Raw genomic sequence first — 19,568 nt, forward strand, 5'->3', positions numbered from 1 at the left:
ATAAATATTGGTGTTTATTTAATCATCATTCGAATATTAAGCTTTTAAGCCATTTTATAGAGAAAAAACTGTTAAATTTTATGCGGATAATCAATAATCTAGGCGTCATTGAGCGAAAACAGAGGTTCACTGAGCGAAACGTAAGGTCTATTGAGCGAAAACAGGGGGTCACTGAGCGAAACGGAGGGTCTATTGAGCGAAAAGCGACCACGACTGAGCGAACGTGTAATACCATATAAGAACACGTACCGTAAAATCCCATCATAAACCCTTAATTGGAGTGGCTCTCTGTTATTAACTAACTCATCTACATAAGAGCTACCATTCATAATTTTTAGAAAATTTTATTGTAACCGTTTACAAGTTGTTTTATAATATGTAAAAGCGAAACGTTTCTATTAGTAAAATGAGGGTTTTTCTCTCTTCAATAGATTTGAAACGTTTATATTTTTCGAAAAACCTATTTTTTTACCCAATATCGAAACGTTTCGATAAAACGTAACGCAGCCCATTTTACAAAAACCGGGTCTCCGGATAAAGAGGTGATGTATGAAAAGCGTAACGATAAAAGATGAGAAGGTAATCGTAGAGGGAAAGGAAGTCTTTCTGTTTGGCGGTGAGCTCCATTACTTTCGTATCCCAAAACAAGATTGGAGGACGCGCATCCAACAGGTAAAAGAAGCCGGAGCGAATATGATCAGTACATATGTACCTTGGATCTTTCATGAGTATGAAGAAGGCGTGACAGATCTCAAGGGCAATTCACGCCCAGAGCGCGATCTGCAAACTTTTCTCCAGCTCGTAAAAGAAGAAGGAATGTATTGCCTAGTGCGGCCCGGTCCTTATGTGATGGCGGAAATCATCGACCATGGTGTTCCAACGTGGTTCATTGAAAACTACCCAGAAGCGGTAGCGAAAACAAACGCAGGCGATATTCATCCAACCCGCGTTGTCAGTTATAGTCATCCGACATTTTTACAAAAAACGGAGCTCTGGTATAAAGAGGCTTGCGCGGTCATCAAACCTTTTCTCGTAACAAACGGCGGTCCGGTCATCCTATTCCAGCTGGATAACGAAGTCGGGATGTTCCATTGGGTGACGAACCAGCCAGATTATAACGAGTCTACCCTTCAAGAGTTTCAGGAGCATTTAAAAACCAACTACACGGAGCAATCGTTTCAAGATACATTCCGTATTCCGTTTGGTGACATCCAGTCATTTGCGGAAAACATGACAAAAAAGCCTGAGGCAATCTTCGCTCACGCATTGCGAAATGAATATGGTCTCTTTTTACGTCAGCACTACAAACGGTTCATTGAGCACCTCAAGCAATCTGCAGAAAAAAAGGGCATTGACGTTCCATTTGTCGTGAACATTCATGGGTTTCATGGTATCGACCTTTTGAAGCGCGGAACCATGTACCCGATTGGGATCTCGCAGCTGCTTGAGACAGCCAAGATCGAGAATACGCTCATGGCTGGCGACTATTACATCGGCAACATTGAGTATGACAGCTACGTCGACATCGTGCTGGCTAACGCGTTTACTAAAGCGATTCAGTGGAAAGAGCAGCCGCTGTTCTCCGCTGAGTTTCAAGGTGGAAGCATCCACGACAAGCCGAAGCTCCAACCGACGACATTTGATCTAACGACACGTTTATGTATCGCAGACGGAATGAATGGTGTGAATTATTACATGTTTGGTGCTGGTGAGAACTATGAAAACATCGGCTTGTTCGGAAGACGCCACGATTGGCAGGCGCCGCTCACTAAGACGGGCAAAAAAAATCCGCACTATCCTGTGATCCAGCATATCGGAAAGATGCTGCAGACTTTTGAGAAGTCACTGCTTCAAACGAAGCCAGTGGTTGACACACATCTCGGTTTTTATCCGGATTATTACATGACTGAGTTTCATGATGAGCATACGAAAGCAATGGTTGACCAGATTCAGCATGATCGTGAAACGTATATGGCGAACGGCATCGCGAAGGCACTAAGACTGAACAACATCATCTATGATGCCATCAACGTGCAGGATGAAGCTGAGATCGACCCAAGTAAAGTAACTTCTCTTTGGATGTTTACCACAGAATGGATGGATGAAAATATTCAGCAAAAACTCGTCACTTACTTAGAAAACGGTGGCAAGCTCATCCTGTTCCCGACCATTCCGACGAAAACACTGAAAAACGTGCCATGTACGATATTAAAAGATTACATTGGCGTTTCGGTAAAAGGTAGAGAGAATCGTGTGTTTGGTCAGATTGGTCAGAAGGACAACGTGTTGATCGACCGTGCTGAAATCTATGAGAAGACAGATGGAGCGTTCGCGCATATCGAAGACAAGCCTCATCAAGTGATCGCTTTTGAAAAACAGCTTGGAAAAGGTCAGCTTTACATGTTTGGCGCAGGAATGGATCACGGCTTTCATTATCAGAACGAGATAATCGTGGAGCTTGCAAAACGAGCGGGTATCGAGAGTCGCTTCAGCCTTGATGAAGAGCTAGATATCACTGTTCGATCTCACCCGCAAAAAGGAGATTTTTTCTTCCTACAAAACTTTGACGAGTACAAGAAAACGACGAAGATTACGTACGAGGGAACGACACTTTTCGGTGGGAAAGAAATCTCAATTCCAATGAGAAGCGGACTCATGCTTCCGGTCAACATCCCATTAAGTGAGGACTTGTTCATCACATATGGCACAGGCGAGATCTTCGAAACAGAGCTACACCAAGAAGAGATCTCACTCACAGTAAAAGTGGTCCAAAAAGAAGAAGTGTTCATTTTCCGTTCTTCTACGTGGAAACCTGTAGACAGCAATGAAATCACCATTGAAGAAGTCGAGGAGCACACATATAAAGTGCTGATCCAGACGACGGAAGACATAGCATCCATTCGGTTTCAACCAGCGTTCGCGAACGCTATTCAACGATAAAAACAAGGCTATTTTCTAGTTACTGCTAATGTTTTTTATTCATTCTCTTCCTTGAAAAAGTTGATTGAAGTGAAAGGTGCGAGACTCTCGGCTAGGACAAGCGGTCAGTCTGAAATGTGAAAGTGGCTCGTTCAGCCCCGACAAGCAAAAGGTGAATGGGTTGGAAGGCGCACTTTGCCTTCTGAACCATTTAACTTTTGACCTCGAGGGGCTAGACACTGGAACTAGACAGGTGAGACCCTTAATGGCGCAAAGCGGTAGGGGCTCACCGCACGCCCCGCGGAAAGCGAAGTACCCGAAACGGAAATCAACCCCTTACAGGAGAAACATAGCAACACCAAAAAAAATTCAGGAGTTGATAAGCATGAAGAAAGTTTTATCCCTTCTTATGATCATTGCTTTGTTATTTTCAGTAGCCGCATGTAGCTCAGATGAAAAAGCAAGCTCTGATGGTGACAGCAAGAAAGAAAACGTGACAATCTCTTATGCGAGCTGGTCACTTGGCACTGAAAAAGAACAAAACCTTGAGCGCCTTATGATCAAAGCGTTTGAAGAAAAGTACCCAAATATCAAAGTGAAGATTGATGAATCCATAAACCCGACAGACTGGAACGGAACACTCGCTGCTGCAGCAAGTGCAGGTAAGATGCCAGACGTTTTTGCTTTGCCACAAATTCCAACTTCCCTTTCAAACGACTGGCTGATGGACCTGACGAAAATGACGGAAAATGACAAAGACTTTGCAAATATTCCTGAAGCGGTACGCGAATCTGCAACATACAACGATAAAGTGTATGCGGTTCCATTTGCACAGCATTTCTTAGGCTACCTAGTCAACAAAGACCTATTTAACGAAGCAAACCTTGATTATCCAGAGTTTGGTTTTTCAGTAGAAGAATATACAAAATCGATTAAAGAAGTAACAAACATCAACAAAGGTGTAGCTGGAACGAACCATGCGTTCTCGGTAGCAGACTGGTATCCGGCTGCGGTTAACCCTGATATGGGCTGGTACACATTGAAAGACGGACAATATGCATTAGACTCAAAAGAGTTTATCGCTGGGGCTAACCTTGCAAAAGAAATTACGACTAACAACTATGCATACGAATCTCTTCCAGATGACCTAAAAGCTAACTTTAAGGGTGAGAACCCAGAGGAAGTGTGGATGAACGGACAAGTTGCTGTGAAATGGGACGGCACTTGGGGTGTTCCTGCACTTGTTGAAAAAGGAACGTTCGACTTTGATTTCATCGGTCTTCCTGGCGGGAGAACAGGTGTAACGAACGACTTTGTAGGTATTTCTAAAACAAGTAAGCACGCTGAAGAAGCATTCCTTTTCTCGAAATGGATGTCATTTGGAAAAGAAGGATTCATGAAGCGTATGGCTATCGCTGAAAAGGAAGGAAAAGCACTAAACACACTTCCGGTTAACGCAGATCCTGAAATCTTAGATGAATACTTCGCGATCAATGAAGTTCCTGGAATCAAGACAGCTTACGACAACTTAGACAACGCCATCGTTGAGCCGGTTAAAACGGTTCCTGGTTATGTCGATGCACGCTGGGAAGCACCGACAGGCGTGAAGATTGGAGAAGAAGCGAACGCAAAAATTGCATTGCTTTTAGATAACGTTATTAAAGGCAACGTGAAGATTGAAGACTATGCAAAACAGCTTGATCAACTAGCAGATCAAAAGAGCAAAGAAGCAAATGAGGCTTTAAAAGATAAATAGAAGCCGGAAGTTTAAGGGGAGGTTGATAGTATGAAGTTTAAAAGATTTCTTTGGTTAGGTTTAATGCTGTGTCTCATTTTTCCACAACAATATGCATCTGCAAAAGGCAACAGTAAGGTTAAACCTGCCGAACAAGTCGTGGAGGAAAACTATCATACCGTCCTTAAAAGCTGGGAGAAGAATGGGACAAAGGACGCTTCAGAGTTTGAAGCGTCTGTCTCTCCTTCTGATTTTAAGATCAATGACAAAAAGAACTTGCTGCCGAAATCCGAGAGTAAGGGTTACAAAGATCGTGTTTTCTATTGGCATAACCGAGAGTCCGTTTCGTATGAAGTTGATGTGAAGGAAGCGGGGCTTTATGAACTAGCATTCGACTATTTTCCATTAAGCAACGAGGTTGTTCCAATAGAGGGCGCCATTCAGGTGAACGGTAACTATCCTTTTTATGAAAGCCGAAGAATCGTGTTTCCGGCCGACTGGAAAAACCAGAAAAACACTTTCGAGAAAGATCGGTTCGACAACGACATGATCCCAAAGCAAGAACGGATCGAGCGCTGGAACACGTTAACAGCAGAAGATGCGAGCCAGCTGCAAGCTAAACCTTTGCGCTACGAACTGAAAAAAGGGAAGAATACGATCCAGCTTACAAATCTATCAGGTGAGATGCTGCTAGGAAAGGCGTACGTCACATCACCTAGCAAACTCCCAAGCTATAAAGAATACGTACAAAAGCATGAAGCGGCAAAAGTGGTTGAAACAATCATCACACAAGAAGCTGAAAAGGACTACGAAAAGAATAGCTCATACATCCGCCCATTTGCAGCAGACGATACATCAGCTGTACCGAGTTCTCCAAAGAACCTTCTGCTGAACACGCTGGGTTCTGAATCGTGGAAAGACTCCGGACAGACCGTGAACTGGAACATTAACGTAAAAAAAGACGGCTTCTATAAGCTGACGTTCAAAGTGCTGCAGAACAAAGAAACGAGTGGTCCAGTATTCCGAAAGCTATTGATTGACGGTGAAGTTCCATTTCAAGAAGCGGCACCTGTTACGTTTTCTTTTAATAAAAACTGGGCGAACGTCACGCTAAAGAATAGAGATGGAAAAGCGTTTCTGTTTTATCTATCAAAAGGTGAACATCGAATCGGCTTAGAAGCGGATGCTTCCCCTGTTGAACCCGTACTTCATACGACTAACAAAGTCATGCGGGAGATGGAAGAGCTGACACTTGAGATCAGAAAGCTTACGGGGAACCAGACAGATACTTCTCGTGGCTGGAAGATCAGCGAATACATTCCAGGCATCGATAAAAAACTGGATGGCTGGGCTGACGAGTTAGAGAAAGAACTAAAATACCTGAGAACACTTGATGAAACAAAAGAAGATTCAAAAGATATGGTTTCGCTTGAGATGGCCGTTCAAAAGCTAAGAGCGCTTAGCAAAAAACCTGATCAGATTCCAAGCCGCTTAACAGAGTTGTCAGAAGGGTCTTCTTCAGCGGCACAGTTATTAGGAAACATGCTCGTAACATTGCCAGAACAGCCGTTAACGATAGACCGCTTCTACGTGCATGGTGACAACCAAGAACTGCCTGATGCAGAAGCCGGTTTTTGGGAAAAGCTGATCGACTCCGTTCAACGCTTCTTCTTATCGTTCTTCTCGGAGAACTACTCAGCGAGTGAAGCGGAAGAGGATACGTTGGAGGTTTGGGTAAACCGGCCACGCCAATACGTAGAGCTCCTTCAAAATCTATCCGATCAGAACTTTACACCAGAGACGGGTATCAAAGTAAAGTTCTCCATCATGCCAGAAGAACAGAAGCTGATTCTCGCGAGTGCGTCGAACAAACAGCCAGATGTTGCGCTTGGCATTAGTACGTGGCTGCCATATGAGCTATCCATTCGTGGTGTAGCCGTTGATCTGCATCAGTTTGATGACTTTGAAAAATTTAGCAAGCAGTTTTCACCAGGAGCTTTTCTTCCGCTCATGATCGGTGATTCTGTCTATGCGATGCCAGAGACACAAGACTTTTATGTTCAATTTTATAGAAAAGATATCTTGCAGGCGCTAGGTCTTCCTGTTCCAGATACGTGGGACGATGTGAAGAGCATCTTGCCTGAGCTTCAGCGTTTTGGAATGAACTATTATTCTCATATTGCAGGTGCTACAGGGTTTAAGCCGTTTCAAGCAACAGCACCTTTCGTGTATCAATTTGACGGTGACCTGTACGGAAAAGATGGAATGAAAACGGCAATCGGAACAGAGGAATCGTTAAAAGGCATACAGTTCATGGCAGAGCTGAACACGATCTATAGCATGCCCTTACAAGTGCCAAACTTTTATAACCATTTCCGCTATTCAACGCTTCCGATCGGGATCGCAAACTTTACAACATATACGCAGCTGACTGCTGCCGCTCCTGAGATTGCAGGCTGGTGGGATATCGCTCCACATCCAGGTGTGAAAAAAGAGGACGGAACGGTTGAACGCTGGGCAACAGGTTCAGGTCAGTCTGCGATGATCTTTAAAGGGACAAAGAGCAAGGATGATTCGTGGGAACTTTTAAAATGGTGGCTGTCAGAAGATACGCAGACCGAATTCGCGACTAATCTTCAAATGCTGTACGGACCAGAATACATGTGGAACACGTCGAACCTAGAAGCGTTTAAGAACCTTCCTTGGCCTGAGGAGCATAAGAAAACGATCCTGGAGCAATGGGAGTATTTATATGAGGTACCAAAAAATCCAGGTTCCTACATGATCGAGCGTGAGCTTTCAAACATTTGGAACCGCATCGTGTTTGATGGTGTGAACCCAAGATCTGCAGTCGATGACTCTGTCGTTGCGATCGACAGGGAGATCAAGAGAAAGATGGAAGAGTTCGGATATGTGAAGGATGGCAAGATGGTCAAGCCGTATCCGATTCCTACGATAGAACAAGTGAAAAGTTGGGCAGGCGATGAGAATGAAAACGAAAACAAATAAACGAGATTATTCACCTTGGCTATTTCTTGCTCCGTATATCATCTTTTTTACAACGTTTATCATCATACCTGTTGCAGCGGCAATCCTTTTGTCATTCACGTATTTTAATGCGATTGAAACACCGACGTTCATCGGATTAAGCAACTACGTTGGTCTGATCACGCAGGATGAAGTGTTCATGCAGAAAATCCTGCCGAACACGTTAACGTTCGCACTGATCGTCGGCCCAGGCGGGTATATCTTATCGTTCATACTCGCATGGGCACTCGCTCAAGTACCGAAACGCATGCGAACGGTGCTTGCACTCGTCATCTACTCGCCGTCTATGACGGCAGGTGTAGCGATGGCGGTCGTTTGGACGATCATCTTCAGTGGAGATGAGACCGGTTATCTAAACAGCTTGCTTCTAACGATGGGTGTCTTATTAGAGCCAATTCAGTGGCTGCAGTCGCCAGAATATCTGATGAAAATCATGATTTTCGTAACATTATGGGGCTCTATGGGTGTTGGGTTTCTCGCGATGTTATCAGGTGTTTTGAACATCAACACCGAGATCTATGAAGCTGGATACATCGACGGAATCAACAACCGTTTTCAAGAGATCATCTATATTACGATTCCATCCATGAAGCCGCAGATGCTTTTCGGCGCTGTTATGGCAGTCGTTGGTACGTTTCAGGCTGGGGCGATTGGTGTTGCTTTATCTGGTGCAAACCCGACACCGCAATATGCCGGTCAGCTTATGGTCAATCACTTAGAAGATTATGGTTTTATCCGTTATGAGATGGGTTATGCCGCAGCGATCTCGGTCGTGCTGCTTATCGTTGTATATCTGTTCTCAAAGGTAGCCTGGAGGCTGTTTGGTGAGAAGGACTAGTATTTAGGGAGTGATAAATATGTCGGCCTTTCAAGGGACAAGAATGAACCCGTCAAAGTTTCATAAAAGCCAGCTGAAGTTCCTTGCATTTCTTATACCACTGGCTATCTTTATGGCTTTGCCGATCGTCTATATATTCTTTCATGCATTCAAACCGATCGATGAACTGTTCGCGTATCCACCTCGCTTTTTTGTAGATAACCCGACACTTCAGAATTTTGTAGATCTGTTCACGAAAACAAACGATACCGGTGTTCCTATGTCGCGCTTTTTGTTCAATAGTGTTGTTGTCACACTTATCGTTGTTGTTCTGACTGTAATCATCAGCACGATGGCAGGCTACGCGTTGTCTAAGAAAAATTTTAAGATGAAAAAAGCGATCTTTGAGATCAACACGTTAGCGCTCATGTTCGTACCAGCAGCGGTAATGATTCCGCGTTATCTGTTGATCGACGAGCTAGGACTGATCAATACGTTTTTGGTCCATATCCTGCCGTTACTCGCGATGCCGATCGGTCTATTTCTAGTCAAACAGTTTATCGACCAAATCCCGGATGAGTTGCTTGAAGCAGCTAGGCTTGACGGAGCGTCTGATTTTCAGATCTTCGTACGGATCATCATTCCGCTCGTCAAACCTGCGATTGCAACGATCGCCATTCTATCTTTCCAGCTCGTTTGGAACAGCGTTGAAAGTTCATCGCTCTATGTAAACGATGAAGGATTGAAGACGTTCTCGTTCTACATGTCGACTTTAACTTCGACGGTTGCTGGGAACAACGTAGCAGGACAAGGACTCGCAGCAGCGGCATCTCTGATCATGTTCGTACCAAATTTAATTATCTTTATCATTCTGCAGAGCCAGGTGATGAACACGATGGCCCATTCAGGAATCAAGTAAGAAAGTAGGAGGGGGGAGAAATGAAGCGCATTGCCCAATTTGTAGCATTATTGGTATTCTTGCTTGTTCCAATCTCGACTATCGCTTCTGCTTCTGTCCCTTATAAGACAGAAACGTTATCAGCCGATGGCCAGACGATTGAAACACAGACAGCCTACACACCAGTCGGCACATTGTTGCCAAACTTTGAGATCATGAACCCGGAAGATATCTTTGCTGATGCAAAAGGAAACCTTTATGTGGTCGATTCTGGTGCGAAAAAGGTTGTGATGGCTGACAAAAACGGTAATTTTGTCCGTGAGATCGGCAAAGGTGTTCTCAATTCACCAACAGGCGTCTATGTGGACGAAAACGAAAAGATTTACGTAGCCGATTATGGAGAAGAAAAGGTGTTCCGGTTTTCAAAAGACGGCAAAGTAGAAGCAGAATTCGGAAAGCCGGATTCACCGCTTTTCGGTAAAAGTTCTTCTTTTAAACCGCAAAAAGTAGCGGTTGACCGTCGCGGCAGCATCTATGTAATCAGTGAAGGGTCAACGAACGGAATCGTTCAGCTGAGTAAAGATGGAGATTTTCTGGGGTATTACGGTGTAAACAGCACCGAAGCATCGTTCGGATCCTTTCTACAACAGCTTCTTACGTCTGAAAGCAAAAAAGCAAGGATGTTCATGAAGACACCACCCGCACCAGATAATATTGCACTCGATGAACAAGGTCTCGTCTATTCTGTGACAGAAGGAACGACGAATGAAGTGATTAAAAAACTGAATGTAGCCGGAAAGAACATGCTGTTTCCGGATATTTCAGAAGAGAAATCACTTCAGGATATTGCAATAGACAAAAAAGGTAACATGTTCGTCGTATCAAGCACCGGTGAGATCTATGAATATGACAGCTTCGGAAATCTACTATTTATCTTCGGCGGAAAAGACGACGGAACGAACCGTCTCGGATTGTTCAAACAGCCGACAGGCATCACGATTGATTCAGACGGCAGACTATACGTTACAGATAAAGAACGCGGCATGATACAAGTCTTTGAATCTACTGCTTTTTCCAAACAAGTGCATGAAGGCATCGCCCTTTTTAAAGAAGGCCGTTATGTAGAGAGTCAGAAGTACTGGGAAGAAGTGCTGAAGATGAACTCCTCGTTCGGTCTCGCGCATTCAGCGATGGGTTCTGCTTACTACAAGCAGCAAGACTATGATAAGGCGTTAGAAGAATATCAGTTTGCAAATGACGTGTACGGTTATTCCGACTCGTTCTGGGAAGTCCGACATGCGTGGATGCAGGAAAACTTAGAATCCGTCTTGTTTACAGTGATTTTCTTAGCCATTCTGTATTATGTCTTGAAAGCGGTTGATAAAAAGAAAGGCATTTTGGATCAGCCAAAGAGAAGCATCGGAACATTCAAGAATAAGAGATTGATAGGAGAGCTGCTCTTTTTGTTCAAGTTCTTCCGTCATCCGATCGACAGCTTTTATTACTTGAAGAAGAAAAGATATGCTTCTGTGTTATCTGCGACCATTTTGTATGTCCTTTTAATCGTGGAATATATCTACAGCCGATTTTATACCGGGTTTATCTTTAACACGGTGAGCAGTGACGCAAACCTATTTGGCGAGCTTCTCTTACTGCTCGTGCCTCTTGCGCTGTTTATTGTGGTGAATTATCTCGTTAGTACGATCAACGACGGTGAAGGAAGGCTTAAGGACATTTATATCGGAACGATCTATTCACTCGCTCCGTTTCTCGTGTTCAGTCCAATTCTTACCCTTTTGTCAAACGTGCTGACCTACAATGAAGCGTTTGTTTATATTTTCTCAATTCGAATCATCTATGCATGGTGTCTCATCATCCTTTTCATCATGCTTAAAGAGATCCACAACTACACGTTCTCAGACACAATCAGAAACATCTTCGTCACGCTGTTCGGTATGGTGATCATGCTTCTTGTCGTGTTCATCGTGTTCGTGTTGATCGATCAAGTGTACGATTTTGTTTATTCCATCATAAAGGAGGCTGTTCTACGTGTATAAAAAGATATCGATCATCCTTCTTGCTTTGCTCGTGCCAATCTCTGTATTCGCGGCAAAAGATGATAAGAAAAGTACGGAGCAGCCTCCCGTACCAACTGAAACGAGTCAAAATGTGATGAAGTATACGTCTTCATCTTTCACGAAGCCTGAGAAAGCGAATGCGAAACCCGTAAAACAGAAAAACTCGTTTAAAGGCTTTGAAAAAGCAGCTGAAAATGAAGATCTAGTACTTTATGTGAACGAAGAAACGCTCGCAATCAAAGTTCAGAACAAGAAAACTCAGTATGTTTGGAACTCAGGACTAGATCAGCCAGATCAGTACCGACTGAACAAAACGTGGGAACAGATGGCGCAATCGGCCATTACCGTTGAATACATGGATCGGCGCGGAAAAGTAAAAACCGAGAGCATCACGACAAACGATTCGCGGCCGCGTGTGAAGATGACCGATAAAGGCTTTACGGCATCTCTTTATATGAACCAATCGAAGCTAGAATTCGAAGTGATCGTTGAGCTCCAAGGAAGTGATCTTGTTGTTTCGATACCCGAGAGTGAGATCAAAGAAAACAAGTACACGAAGCTGATCTCAATGCGCGTGTATCCGTTTTTTGGAGCTGTAAACAAGAACGACATCAACGGTTACATGTTCATACCGGATGGCAGCGGTGCGCTGATTCGGTATGAGGAGAGTGGAAGTAAAGCAGATGCACCATTTACGGGATCTGTTTACGGTGAAGACGAAGCATTCAAAAAAACAGAAGGAAAGAAGGACGGAAAGGTAACACCGGTTGAACAGATCAAGATGCCTGTGTTTGGCGCTGTTCATGGTGTGAAGCAGAACGCTTTTCTAGCTGTGATTGAAGATGGCTACACTTATGGTGATATCCTAGCCTATCCATCAGGTGTTTCGACCGACTTTAACTGGATCTCTTCAGAGTTTCATTTTAGAAAAGAATATTATCAGCCGACGAGTAAGAACATGAAGGGCTTAAACGTTTATCAAAAATCAAAGAACCCATTCGGCGTCAAGCTGAGATACATGTTCTTACAGAAAGATGAAGCGGATTATGTGGGGATGGCAAAAGCGTATCAGCACCATCTCACAGATACAAAACAGCTTAAGAAGATCGATGACAAAACAGGTGTGAGACTCGAATTCTTAGGCGGTGAAGTGAAGGAAGGTCTATTATGGGACTCTGTTCTGCCTATGACGAGAGTCGCAGACATCCCGAGCATGACGTCAACGCTAAAAAAAGACATCGATAATCTGTTTGTTGTTTATAAAGGCTGGTCTGAAGGCGGGTTAACCGGAACACTGCCGAAAAAGTTTCCGTTTGAAAGCGAGCTTGGAAACAGTGACGACGTTAAGAACACGATCGATAGACTTAGAAAAGATAACATTCCGCTCTATTTTTATAGCGATTACACAAAAGCGTATGACGGGGCATCCGGTTATTCAGGCAGTAAAGACGTTGCGAAAAAGATCAGTTCAGAAACAATTTCACACAGTGAAGATAAGAAAACACTGTATTATCTTTCACCAGAAAAGTCACTTTCTATTGCGAAAGAGGATGCTATAGATTATGAGAAATATGGCATCTCAAACGTGGCGATCGATACGAGTGGTTATACATTGTTCTCTGACTATAGCAAAAAGAAAACGAGCGATCGAAATCAGACGATCTCGACTTATCAGAAGCTGTTCAGCACGCTGAATAAAAAGGTAGGGAACGTTGCTTTATATGAACCGAACACGTACTTATGGAGTCAAACAGACAGATACCTCGACATTCCGATGAATGCGTCAAACTATGTGTTTGAAACAGACACCGTGCCGTTTCTGCAGATCGTGTTAAAAGGGTACATGCCATACTACGCACCGTTCTCGAACTTTCAGTCAGATTCAGAAGATCAGATGCTGCGCATGATCGAGTACGGCGCGTATCCGTCGTATCTTTTAACGAATGAACCGTCACATCTTTTAGCTAAAACAGCGTCGAAGGACGTTTATACATCTGAATATTCAATCTGGAAAGATAAGATTTTGTATCAGTACGAAAACATCAAGAAAAGTCTCGGTGAGGTAGAAGGCGAAGAGATCGTGAGCCGTCATGTGCCTCAAACAGGTATCGTGGAAGTGGGATATACAAACGGAAAAGTGATCATCGTCAACTACACGAACGCGGCTTATAAAAATAACGGAGTCGAAGTAGAGCCAAAGAACTTTGTTGTAACAGAAAGGGGAGAAAGCGATGAAACGACTAGGCAATAATAGAAATCTTACTGGATTGCTGTTTGTTTCACCATGGATCATCGGCTTTCTCATCTTTACGGCTTTTCCGCTTTTATACTCACTCTTTTTAAGCTTTCAAGAAGTAAAGATCACAACGAACGGCATCAAAACAAACTTTGTGAAGTTTGGAAACTATCAATATGCGTTTACCGTTGACGGAACATTCGTAGACCGTGTATTAACGTATTTAGAAGAAATGGTTATATCCGTTCCGATCATTATCGTCTTTTCGTTAATCATCGCTCTTTTGTTGAACCAGAGAATCAAGTTCCGTGGCATGTTCCGGACGATTTTCTTCCTGCCTGTTATTATCGCGAGCGGACCGGTGATCAAAGAGTTGATCGACCAAGGAATCACGACCATTCCTTCTATTGAACAGTACGCAATCTATCAGGCATTAAACGATAATCCGGATGGTTTCTTTAACGGCATACTGCTTTATCTGATCAAAAATCTGATTGTAATCCTGTGGTATTCAGGTGTACAGATCCTGATTTTCTTGGCGGCCTTACAAAAGATGGACAAGCAGATTTTTGAAGCCGCAAAGATCGACGGTGCAAGCAACTGGGAGTTCTTCTGGAAGATCACCCTGCCAAGCCTTACGCCGATGATCATCGTAAACCTGATCTATACGATCGTCACTTATTCCGTCTTCTCGTTGAATCCGATCATTGAGCACATACAAAAGAACATGTTTAAAGTAGACACGGGCTATGGCTATGCATCGGCTCTGTCTTGGATCTATTTTCTGATCATCGCAGGATCGCTCGCAATCGCGGTTGGTGTGATGACGGTAAAAAGAAAGAAAAAATACACCTAAGAGGATGTGATCAACGTGCAAACCAAAACACAGCAAGTAAACAAGTATTACTTTAAAACAAGACGGATGTTTTTGGGCATGCAGGGGACGGATGGTCTTCTCTATAAGCTCTTGATCTACGGACTCTTAGTGGGGATCGGGTTCGTGTATTTGTATCCGCTTCTCTACATGGGTGTGTACAGCTTTAAGAGTTTGGACGATCTTTTGAATCCGCTCGTAAACTGGATTCCAACACAGTTTTATACCGGAAACTATGAGCAGGCGAATACCGTTCTAAACTTTTTCTCAACGTTGATGGAAACGCTGTATGTGACGGTCCTTCCTGCGTTGGCACAGACTGCTGTTGCAGCGGTCGTCGGTTATGGACTTGCTCGATTTGATTTTCGCGGGAAAAACATGATGTTCGTTCTTGTGCTCGCAACGTTTATCATCCCGCCGCAGGTGACACTCATTCCGAGATACATCTTCTTTAATGAGCTGAATATACTCGGAAGTTTGAGTGCGTTCTTGCTTCCGGCAACGTTCGGACAAGGATTGAACAGCGCGATTTTTATCTTGATCTTTTATCAGTTTTTTAGAGCGGTACCAAAAGCACTGGAAGAGGCAGCACAGCTGGACGGAGCAGGGCATTTTCGGATCTTTTTCACCATCGCATTGCCGATGGCGGCTCCTGCGATCATCATCTCGTTTTTGTTCTCGTTCGTTTGGTATTGGAACGAAACGTATCTCGCGGCGATCTATTTTGGTGATGCGTTAACGACTCTTCCACTGCAATTGCAGAAGTTCGTCGCGACGTATCAGCAGATGTTTCCTGCTGAGATGGGAGTGAGCGGCGGCAACCAGTTAAACGAAGGAATCAAGATGGCAGGAACGGTCCTGTCGATTCTGCCGCTTTTGATCGTGTACTTTATTACACAGCGCTGGTTTGTTGAAGGTGTGGACCGTTCGGGGATTACTGGGGAGTAATGTTTTGGTCCTCACTCTTTTTGTGAGATTCTTCTTAGAAAAAGTGGAATGGAGCAGAAGGTGTGAGACTCCTGCGGGACGAGCGGGCAGGTGAGACCCTTAAGGGCGCAAAGCGGCAAGGGGCTCACCGGTCGCCCCGCGGAAAGCGAAGCACCTGGAGCGTAATGAAACGCTCTTCACTCGGATGGTTTGAAAGACCCACAAAAAAGAGAGGGGAATAACGATGGATACACAGAAACTATTGGACCTTGAAGCAAAAGGATGCTTTGATTTCTTTTGGAAAGAAGCAAACACGGATAAAGAGAGCCCTGGATATGGGTTGATCCTCGATCAGTCAGCGAACAAAAAAGTAGCAAGTATCGCATCAAACGGCTTCGGATTAACCGCGATCATCATCGGAATCGAGCGCGGATGGATTACGAAAGAAGAAGGCTATGAACGCACAAAAGGGACGCTTGAAACATTCCTGAACAACGTAGAACACGCGAGCGGTTTCTTTTACCACTTTTTAAACATGCAGACAGGGAAAAAGAACGAAGAGTGGTATGATTGTGCGTCGATCATCGATACGGCAATCTTTTTGTGTGGAGCTGTAACGTCAGCTGAATACTTCGGCGGCGAGATCGCAGAGCTTTTTGAGAAAATCTATGCTCGCATCGATTGGAACGTGTATTATGATGAGCCGGTGAACCAGTTCTATATGGGATATAACCCGGAAACAGGCGGCTTCCACCATTGGGACATGTACGCGGAGCAAATGATGACGTATGTGCTTGGTGTCGCATCTCCTACACATCCGGTTCCTGCCAAAATCTATGAAGGATTTCAACGCAGAAAAGGAACGTACAAAGATTATGAGTACATTCATGCGCCAGGCAACGCGATGTTTGTTCATCAATATTCACATGCGTTCATCGATTTTAGAAATATCGTGGACGGAGACGGAATCAACTGGTTCGAGAACTCGGTAAAAGCATCCCTAGCAAACCGTGCGTTCTGTAAAGAAAAATCGAGTGAGTTCAAGACCTATCATGAAAACGCTTGGGGCTTAACCGCTTGTGCGAGTCCGACCGGCTACCGCGTTCCTGGTGCTCCTCCTTATTATGAAGGGTGTGAGCCAGAGCTCGAAGGAACGATCGCACCGACTGGAGCAGCGGGATCGATTGTTTTCACGCCAGAAGAGTCGATCGCGGCGATGAAGTATTTTTATGAAGAACATCCACAGCTTTGGGGTGAATATGGCTTCCAAGATTCTTATAATCTGGATGTAACCCCTGCCTGGTATTCAGACCATGTCATCGGGATCGACAAAGGCATCACACTTCTCATGATTGAAAACTATCAATCAGGTCTCGTGTGGGATCTGTTTATGAAAAATAAGTACGTGAAGCAAGGTGCTGATCTGTTAGGTTGGAAAAACCAGAAGGAAGTCCTGCAAAATGATTGAGATCAAGAATAAACAGATCATCATCGACGGAAAGCCTGTCCTGATCACGTGCGGTGAGATTCATTACTACCGTCTCGATAAAAGCGATTGGCAAGACCGGTTGGACAAATTAAAAGAGACAGGATGTAATGCCGTTGCGACATATGTGCCATGGCTTTGGCATGAGCCTGTCGAAGGACAGTTCGATTTCACTGGAAAGACGCGTCCTGAAACAGACCTTGCCGGGTTCATCGATCTTTGTACGGAAAACGGCTTTTATTTCTTCGTTCGTCCAGGTCCGTTCATCATGGCCGAGATGAAAAACGAAGGACTGCCCTATTGGGTGTACGAGAAGCATCCTGAAATCATTCCAGTAGGGTGGGACGAAAGCGAACCAACAACGCCGACCGTGGATTATCTTGCACCAGGATATTTACAAGAAGTTCGTAAATATTATGAAAAAGTAATGGAAGTCATCACGCCGCGCATCTATCCGAACGGCGGGAAGATCATTGCGTTTCAGCTTGATAACGAGATTGGAATGCTGTCATGGGTGAGCAATACACCAGATTTGACGGACAACGTGTTGAACGATTTATCAAATTGGCTGAGCGAACGATACGGCGATAACGTTTCAGTCCGCTATCCATTTTCGTTGGAAGAGGGTGCTGAGCGAAACGCTGCATTCCGTTCTCCAAAAGAAGAGTATGCAGCCCAGCTTTTAAAAGATCTTGGGTACTACATGCGCTATCGATTCGCAAAATATATCGCGATTTTGAGAGAGTACGCGGAAGAGTTCGGCGTAAAAGACATTCCTTTCGTTGTAAATATCCACGGAACGGGCGGGGGCAGAGGCCTGACGTACCCAATCGGAATCAGTCAGCTTTATGAATCGTACACACAAGGACCAGGATACATCTCTGGATCTGATATTTATTTTGGCGACCTTGACATGAAAACGTTCCAAGATCTCTACATTATTAACGGTCTGATGGAAGCCGTTCATGATAAAGACCAACCGTTAACGTCTGTTGAGTTCAACTGTGGTGACGGAAACTTTGGTGAGACACTCGGTGAACGATATGATCCGTCGGCTGCCGATTTTAAATTGCGCATGTGCCTTGTTCAAGGAAACCGATTGATCAACTATTATCTGTTTGCAGGTGGAAAAAATGCAAGGCTCGATACGCTTGTTGACGATGGCAACGACCGCATCGCATCAACGGGTGAACGTCATGGTTTTGCGGCCCCAATCGGTCCAGAAGGAAACTACAACTATACGTTTCCACGCATGTCACGTGTAAACCAAAGTGTGATGGCGGTGAGTGATAAGCTCGCGCGAATGGATGAAGAACGTGATGAAGTATCGTTCGCGTTCATTCCGGATTATTATATGACAGAATACCGTTATCCGAAGAGTGACGTGATGCGTGAGATCATCTCAAACATTGAAGCAAACCGAGGTGCTGGAGCTTGGGAGATTATGGGACGAGCCATGCTATTAAATGGCTACCGTTTTACCGCAGTCGATGTGCAGAACAAACCGCTCGATGCAGCTGTGACACCAGTCCTCGCTTTACCTTCTGCTCGTTATATGGACAGCGCGATTCAGGAGAAACTTGTAAGCTATTTGAATGATGGCGGACGGATTCTCCTGTACGGTGAGGTTCCACTTTTTGATATGGAAGGGAAAGACTGTACGATACTAGCGGAAGCGCTTGGTGTGACGTATAAAGGCACGAGCCGTGATGGTCACAGAAAATACCTTTCGATCTATGGAGACAGCTGGGCTTCAGCGCAGCCAGAGATTCGTTCAGGATTCGTACAGCGTTTTGATGTAGGGCCAGATGTGACTCCAATTTTAAGGGTATACGGATCTGGTGATGTGTGTGGCTTTGAGTCTGAAGTGGGAAGTGGACGTGCAATCGTTATTGCAAGTTCCTATCGTTGCGATCTGCCTTTCTTTAAAAAAGCATTTGAACGATTAGGCAGTCATGTAAAACTAACGCACGACTATCAGCATCACGGTATCTTTATGACATCGACTGCTGATGAGGAAGGCGAACGTTTTATTCATCTTTTAAATTTAGACGGCTTCGATAAAGAATTTACCGTTTATGAAGATGGGAAAGCGTTGTTCGGTGGTAGGAAGCTGTTGTTGCAGAGCAAAGACGGTGTGATGCTGCCTATGAATCTAGCTGTGGGCAACGCGAAGATTGCTTACGCGACAGCAGAAATTACTGGTGTAAGTGCAGATCACATTGATTTCCGCTTAACACAGGTGCAAGATGTGATAGCTTTTGACCCTGGAACGAAGATTTTACCGAGCGCTGATTATGTGATTGAAGAAAATAATGAGTTGACGCTTGTTCGCAGTAAGAAACACGCAAAAGTGGACGTTCAACTTCGGGTATGGTTGGGATAGTAAGGTGAGGCCGCTCTTAGGGAGCGGTCTTTTTCTATGTATTTAGATAAAAAGTTGTTTATGGAGGTTGAAAATAGCATGTTTAATTGCTCTTGTAAGCAACTTCAGGCCTTTTATAGTGAAAATACTGGGTAATATAAGTGGATTATTAATGATCTGAGCGC

General features: G+C 44.2%; 11 protein-coding genes. All 11 read left to right on the top strand.

Annotated elements, in window-relative coordinates:
• Positions 1–549: 549 nt before the first annotated feature.
• The 11 genes from AWM68_RS18680 (at position 550) to AWM68_RS18730 (ending at position 19,404) form a co-directional block, all read left to right on the top strand.
• On the top strand, positions 550–2,940 hold the full coding sequence (locus AWM68_RS18680) for a beta-galactosidase (RefSeq protein ID WP_066245261.1): 2,391 nt from the start codon (positions 550–552) through the stop codon (positions 2,938–2,940).
• 364 nt (positions 2,941–3,304) lie between these two features.
• Complete coding sequence (locus AWM68_RS18685; RefSeq protein ID WP_066245262.1) at positions 3,305–4,675, top strand: ABC transporter substrate-binding protein; 1,371 nt, start codon at positions 3,305–3,307, stop codon at positions 4,673–4,675.
• 30 nt (positions 4,676–4,705) lie between these two features.
• Positions 4,706–7,663, top strand: coding sequence for an extracellular solute-binding protein (locus AWM68_RS18690; protein ID WP_066245266.1), 2,958 nt, complete (start codon positions 4,706–4,708; stop codon positions 7,661–7,663).
• On the top strand, positions 7,644–8,540 hold the full coding sequence (locus AWM68_RS18695) for a carbohydrate ABC transporter permease (RefSeq protein ID WP_156488458.1): 897 nt from the start codon (positions 7,644–7,646) through the stop codon (positions 8,538–8,540). Before AWM68_RS18690 ends, AWM68_RS18695 begins: the two co-directional genes overlap by 20 nt.
• Before the next feature lie 19 nt (positions 8,541–8,559).
• Positions 8,560–9,438 carry a carbohydrate ABC transporter permease gene (locus AWM68_RS18700; RefSeq protein WP_066245270.1) on the top strand — a complete coding sequence of 293 codons (879 nt, stop codon included), beginning with the start codon at positions 8,560–8,562 and terminating at the stop codon, positions 9,436–9,438.
• Positions 9,439–9,458: 20 nt separating this feature from the next.
• Positions 9,459–11,474 (top strand): YIP1 family protein, encoded by a 2,016-nt coding sequence (locus AWM68_RS18705; protein ID WP_066245272.1) that lies wholly within the window; start codon positions 9,459–9,461, stop codon positions 11,472–11,474.
• Entirely contained in the window at positions 11,467–13,746 is a 2,280-nt protein-coding gene (locus AWM68_RS18710; RefSeq protein WP_066245274.1) for a DUF5696 domain-containing protein, read from the top strand. The genes AWM68_RS18705 and AWM68_RS18710 overlap by 8 nt, the downstream gene beginning before the upstream one ends.
• Entirely contained in the window at positions 13,727–14,587 is an 861-nt protein-coding gene (locus AWM68_RS18715; protein WP_066245276.1) for a carbohydrate ABC transporter permease, read from the top strand. The genes AWM68_RS18710 and AWM68_RS18715 overlap by 20 nt, the downstream gene beginning before the upstream one ends.
• A 15-nt stretch (positions 14,588–14,602) precedes the next feature.
• Positions 14,603–15,553, top strand: a complete 951-nt coding sequence (locus tag AWM68_RS18720) for a carbohydrate ABC transporter permease (RefSeq protein ID WP_231868451.1) — start codon at positions 14,603–14,605, stop codon at positions 15,551–15,553.
• Positions 15,554–15,776: 223 nt separating this feature from the next.
• A complete protein-coding gene (locus tag AWM68_RS18725; RefSeq protein WP_066245279.1) occupies positions 15,777–17,000 on the top strand; it encodes a glucoamylase family protein in 1,224 nt (407 codons plus the stop codon).
• Positions 16,993–19,404, top strand: coding sequence for a beta-galactosidase (locus tag AWM68_RS18730; protein ID WP_066245281.1), 2,412 nt, complete (start codon positions 16,993–16,995; stop codon positions 19,402–19,404). Before AWM68_RS18725 ends, AWM68_RS18730 begins: the two co-directional genes overlap by 8 nt.
• The last annotated feature ends 164 nt before the right edge of the window (positions 19,405–19,568 follow it).

It is taken from the genome of Fictibacillus phosphorivorans (assembly GCF_001619875.1).
GTDB classification, from domain to species: domain Bacteria; phylum Bacillota; class Bacilli; order Bacillales; family Fictibacillaceae; genus Fictibacillus; species Fictibacillus phosphorivorans_B.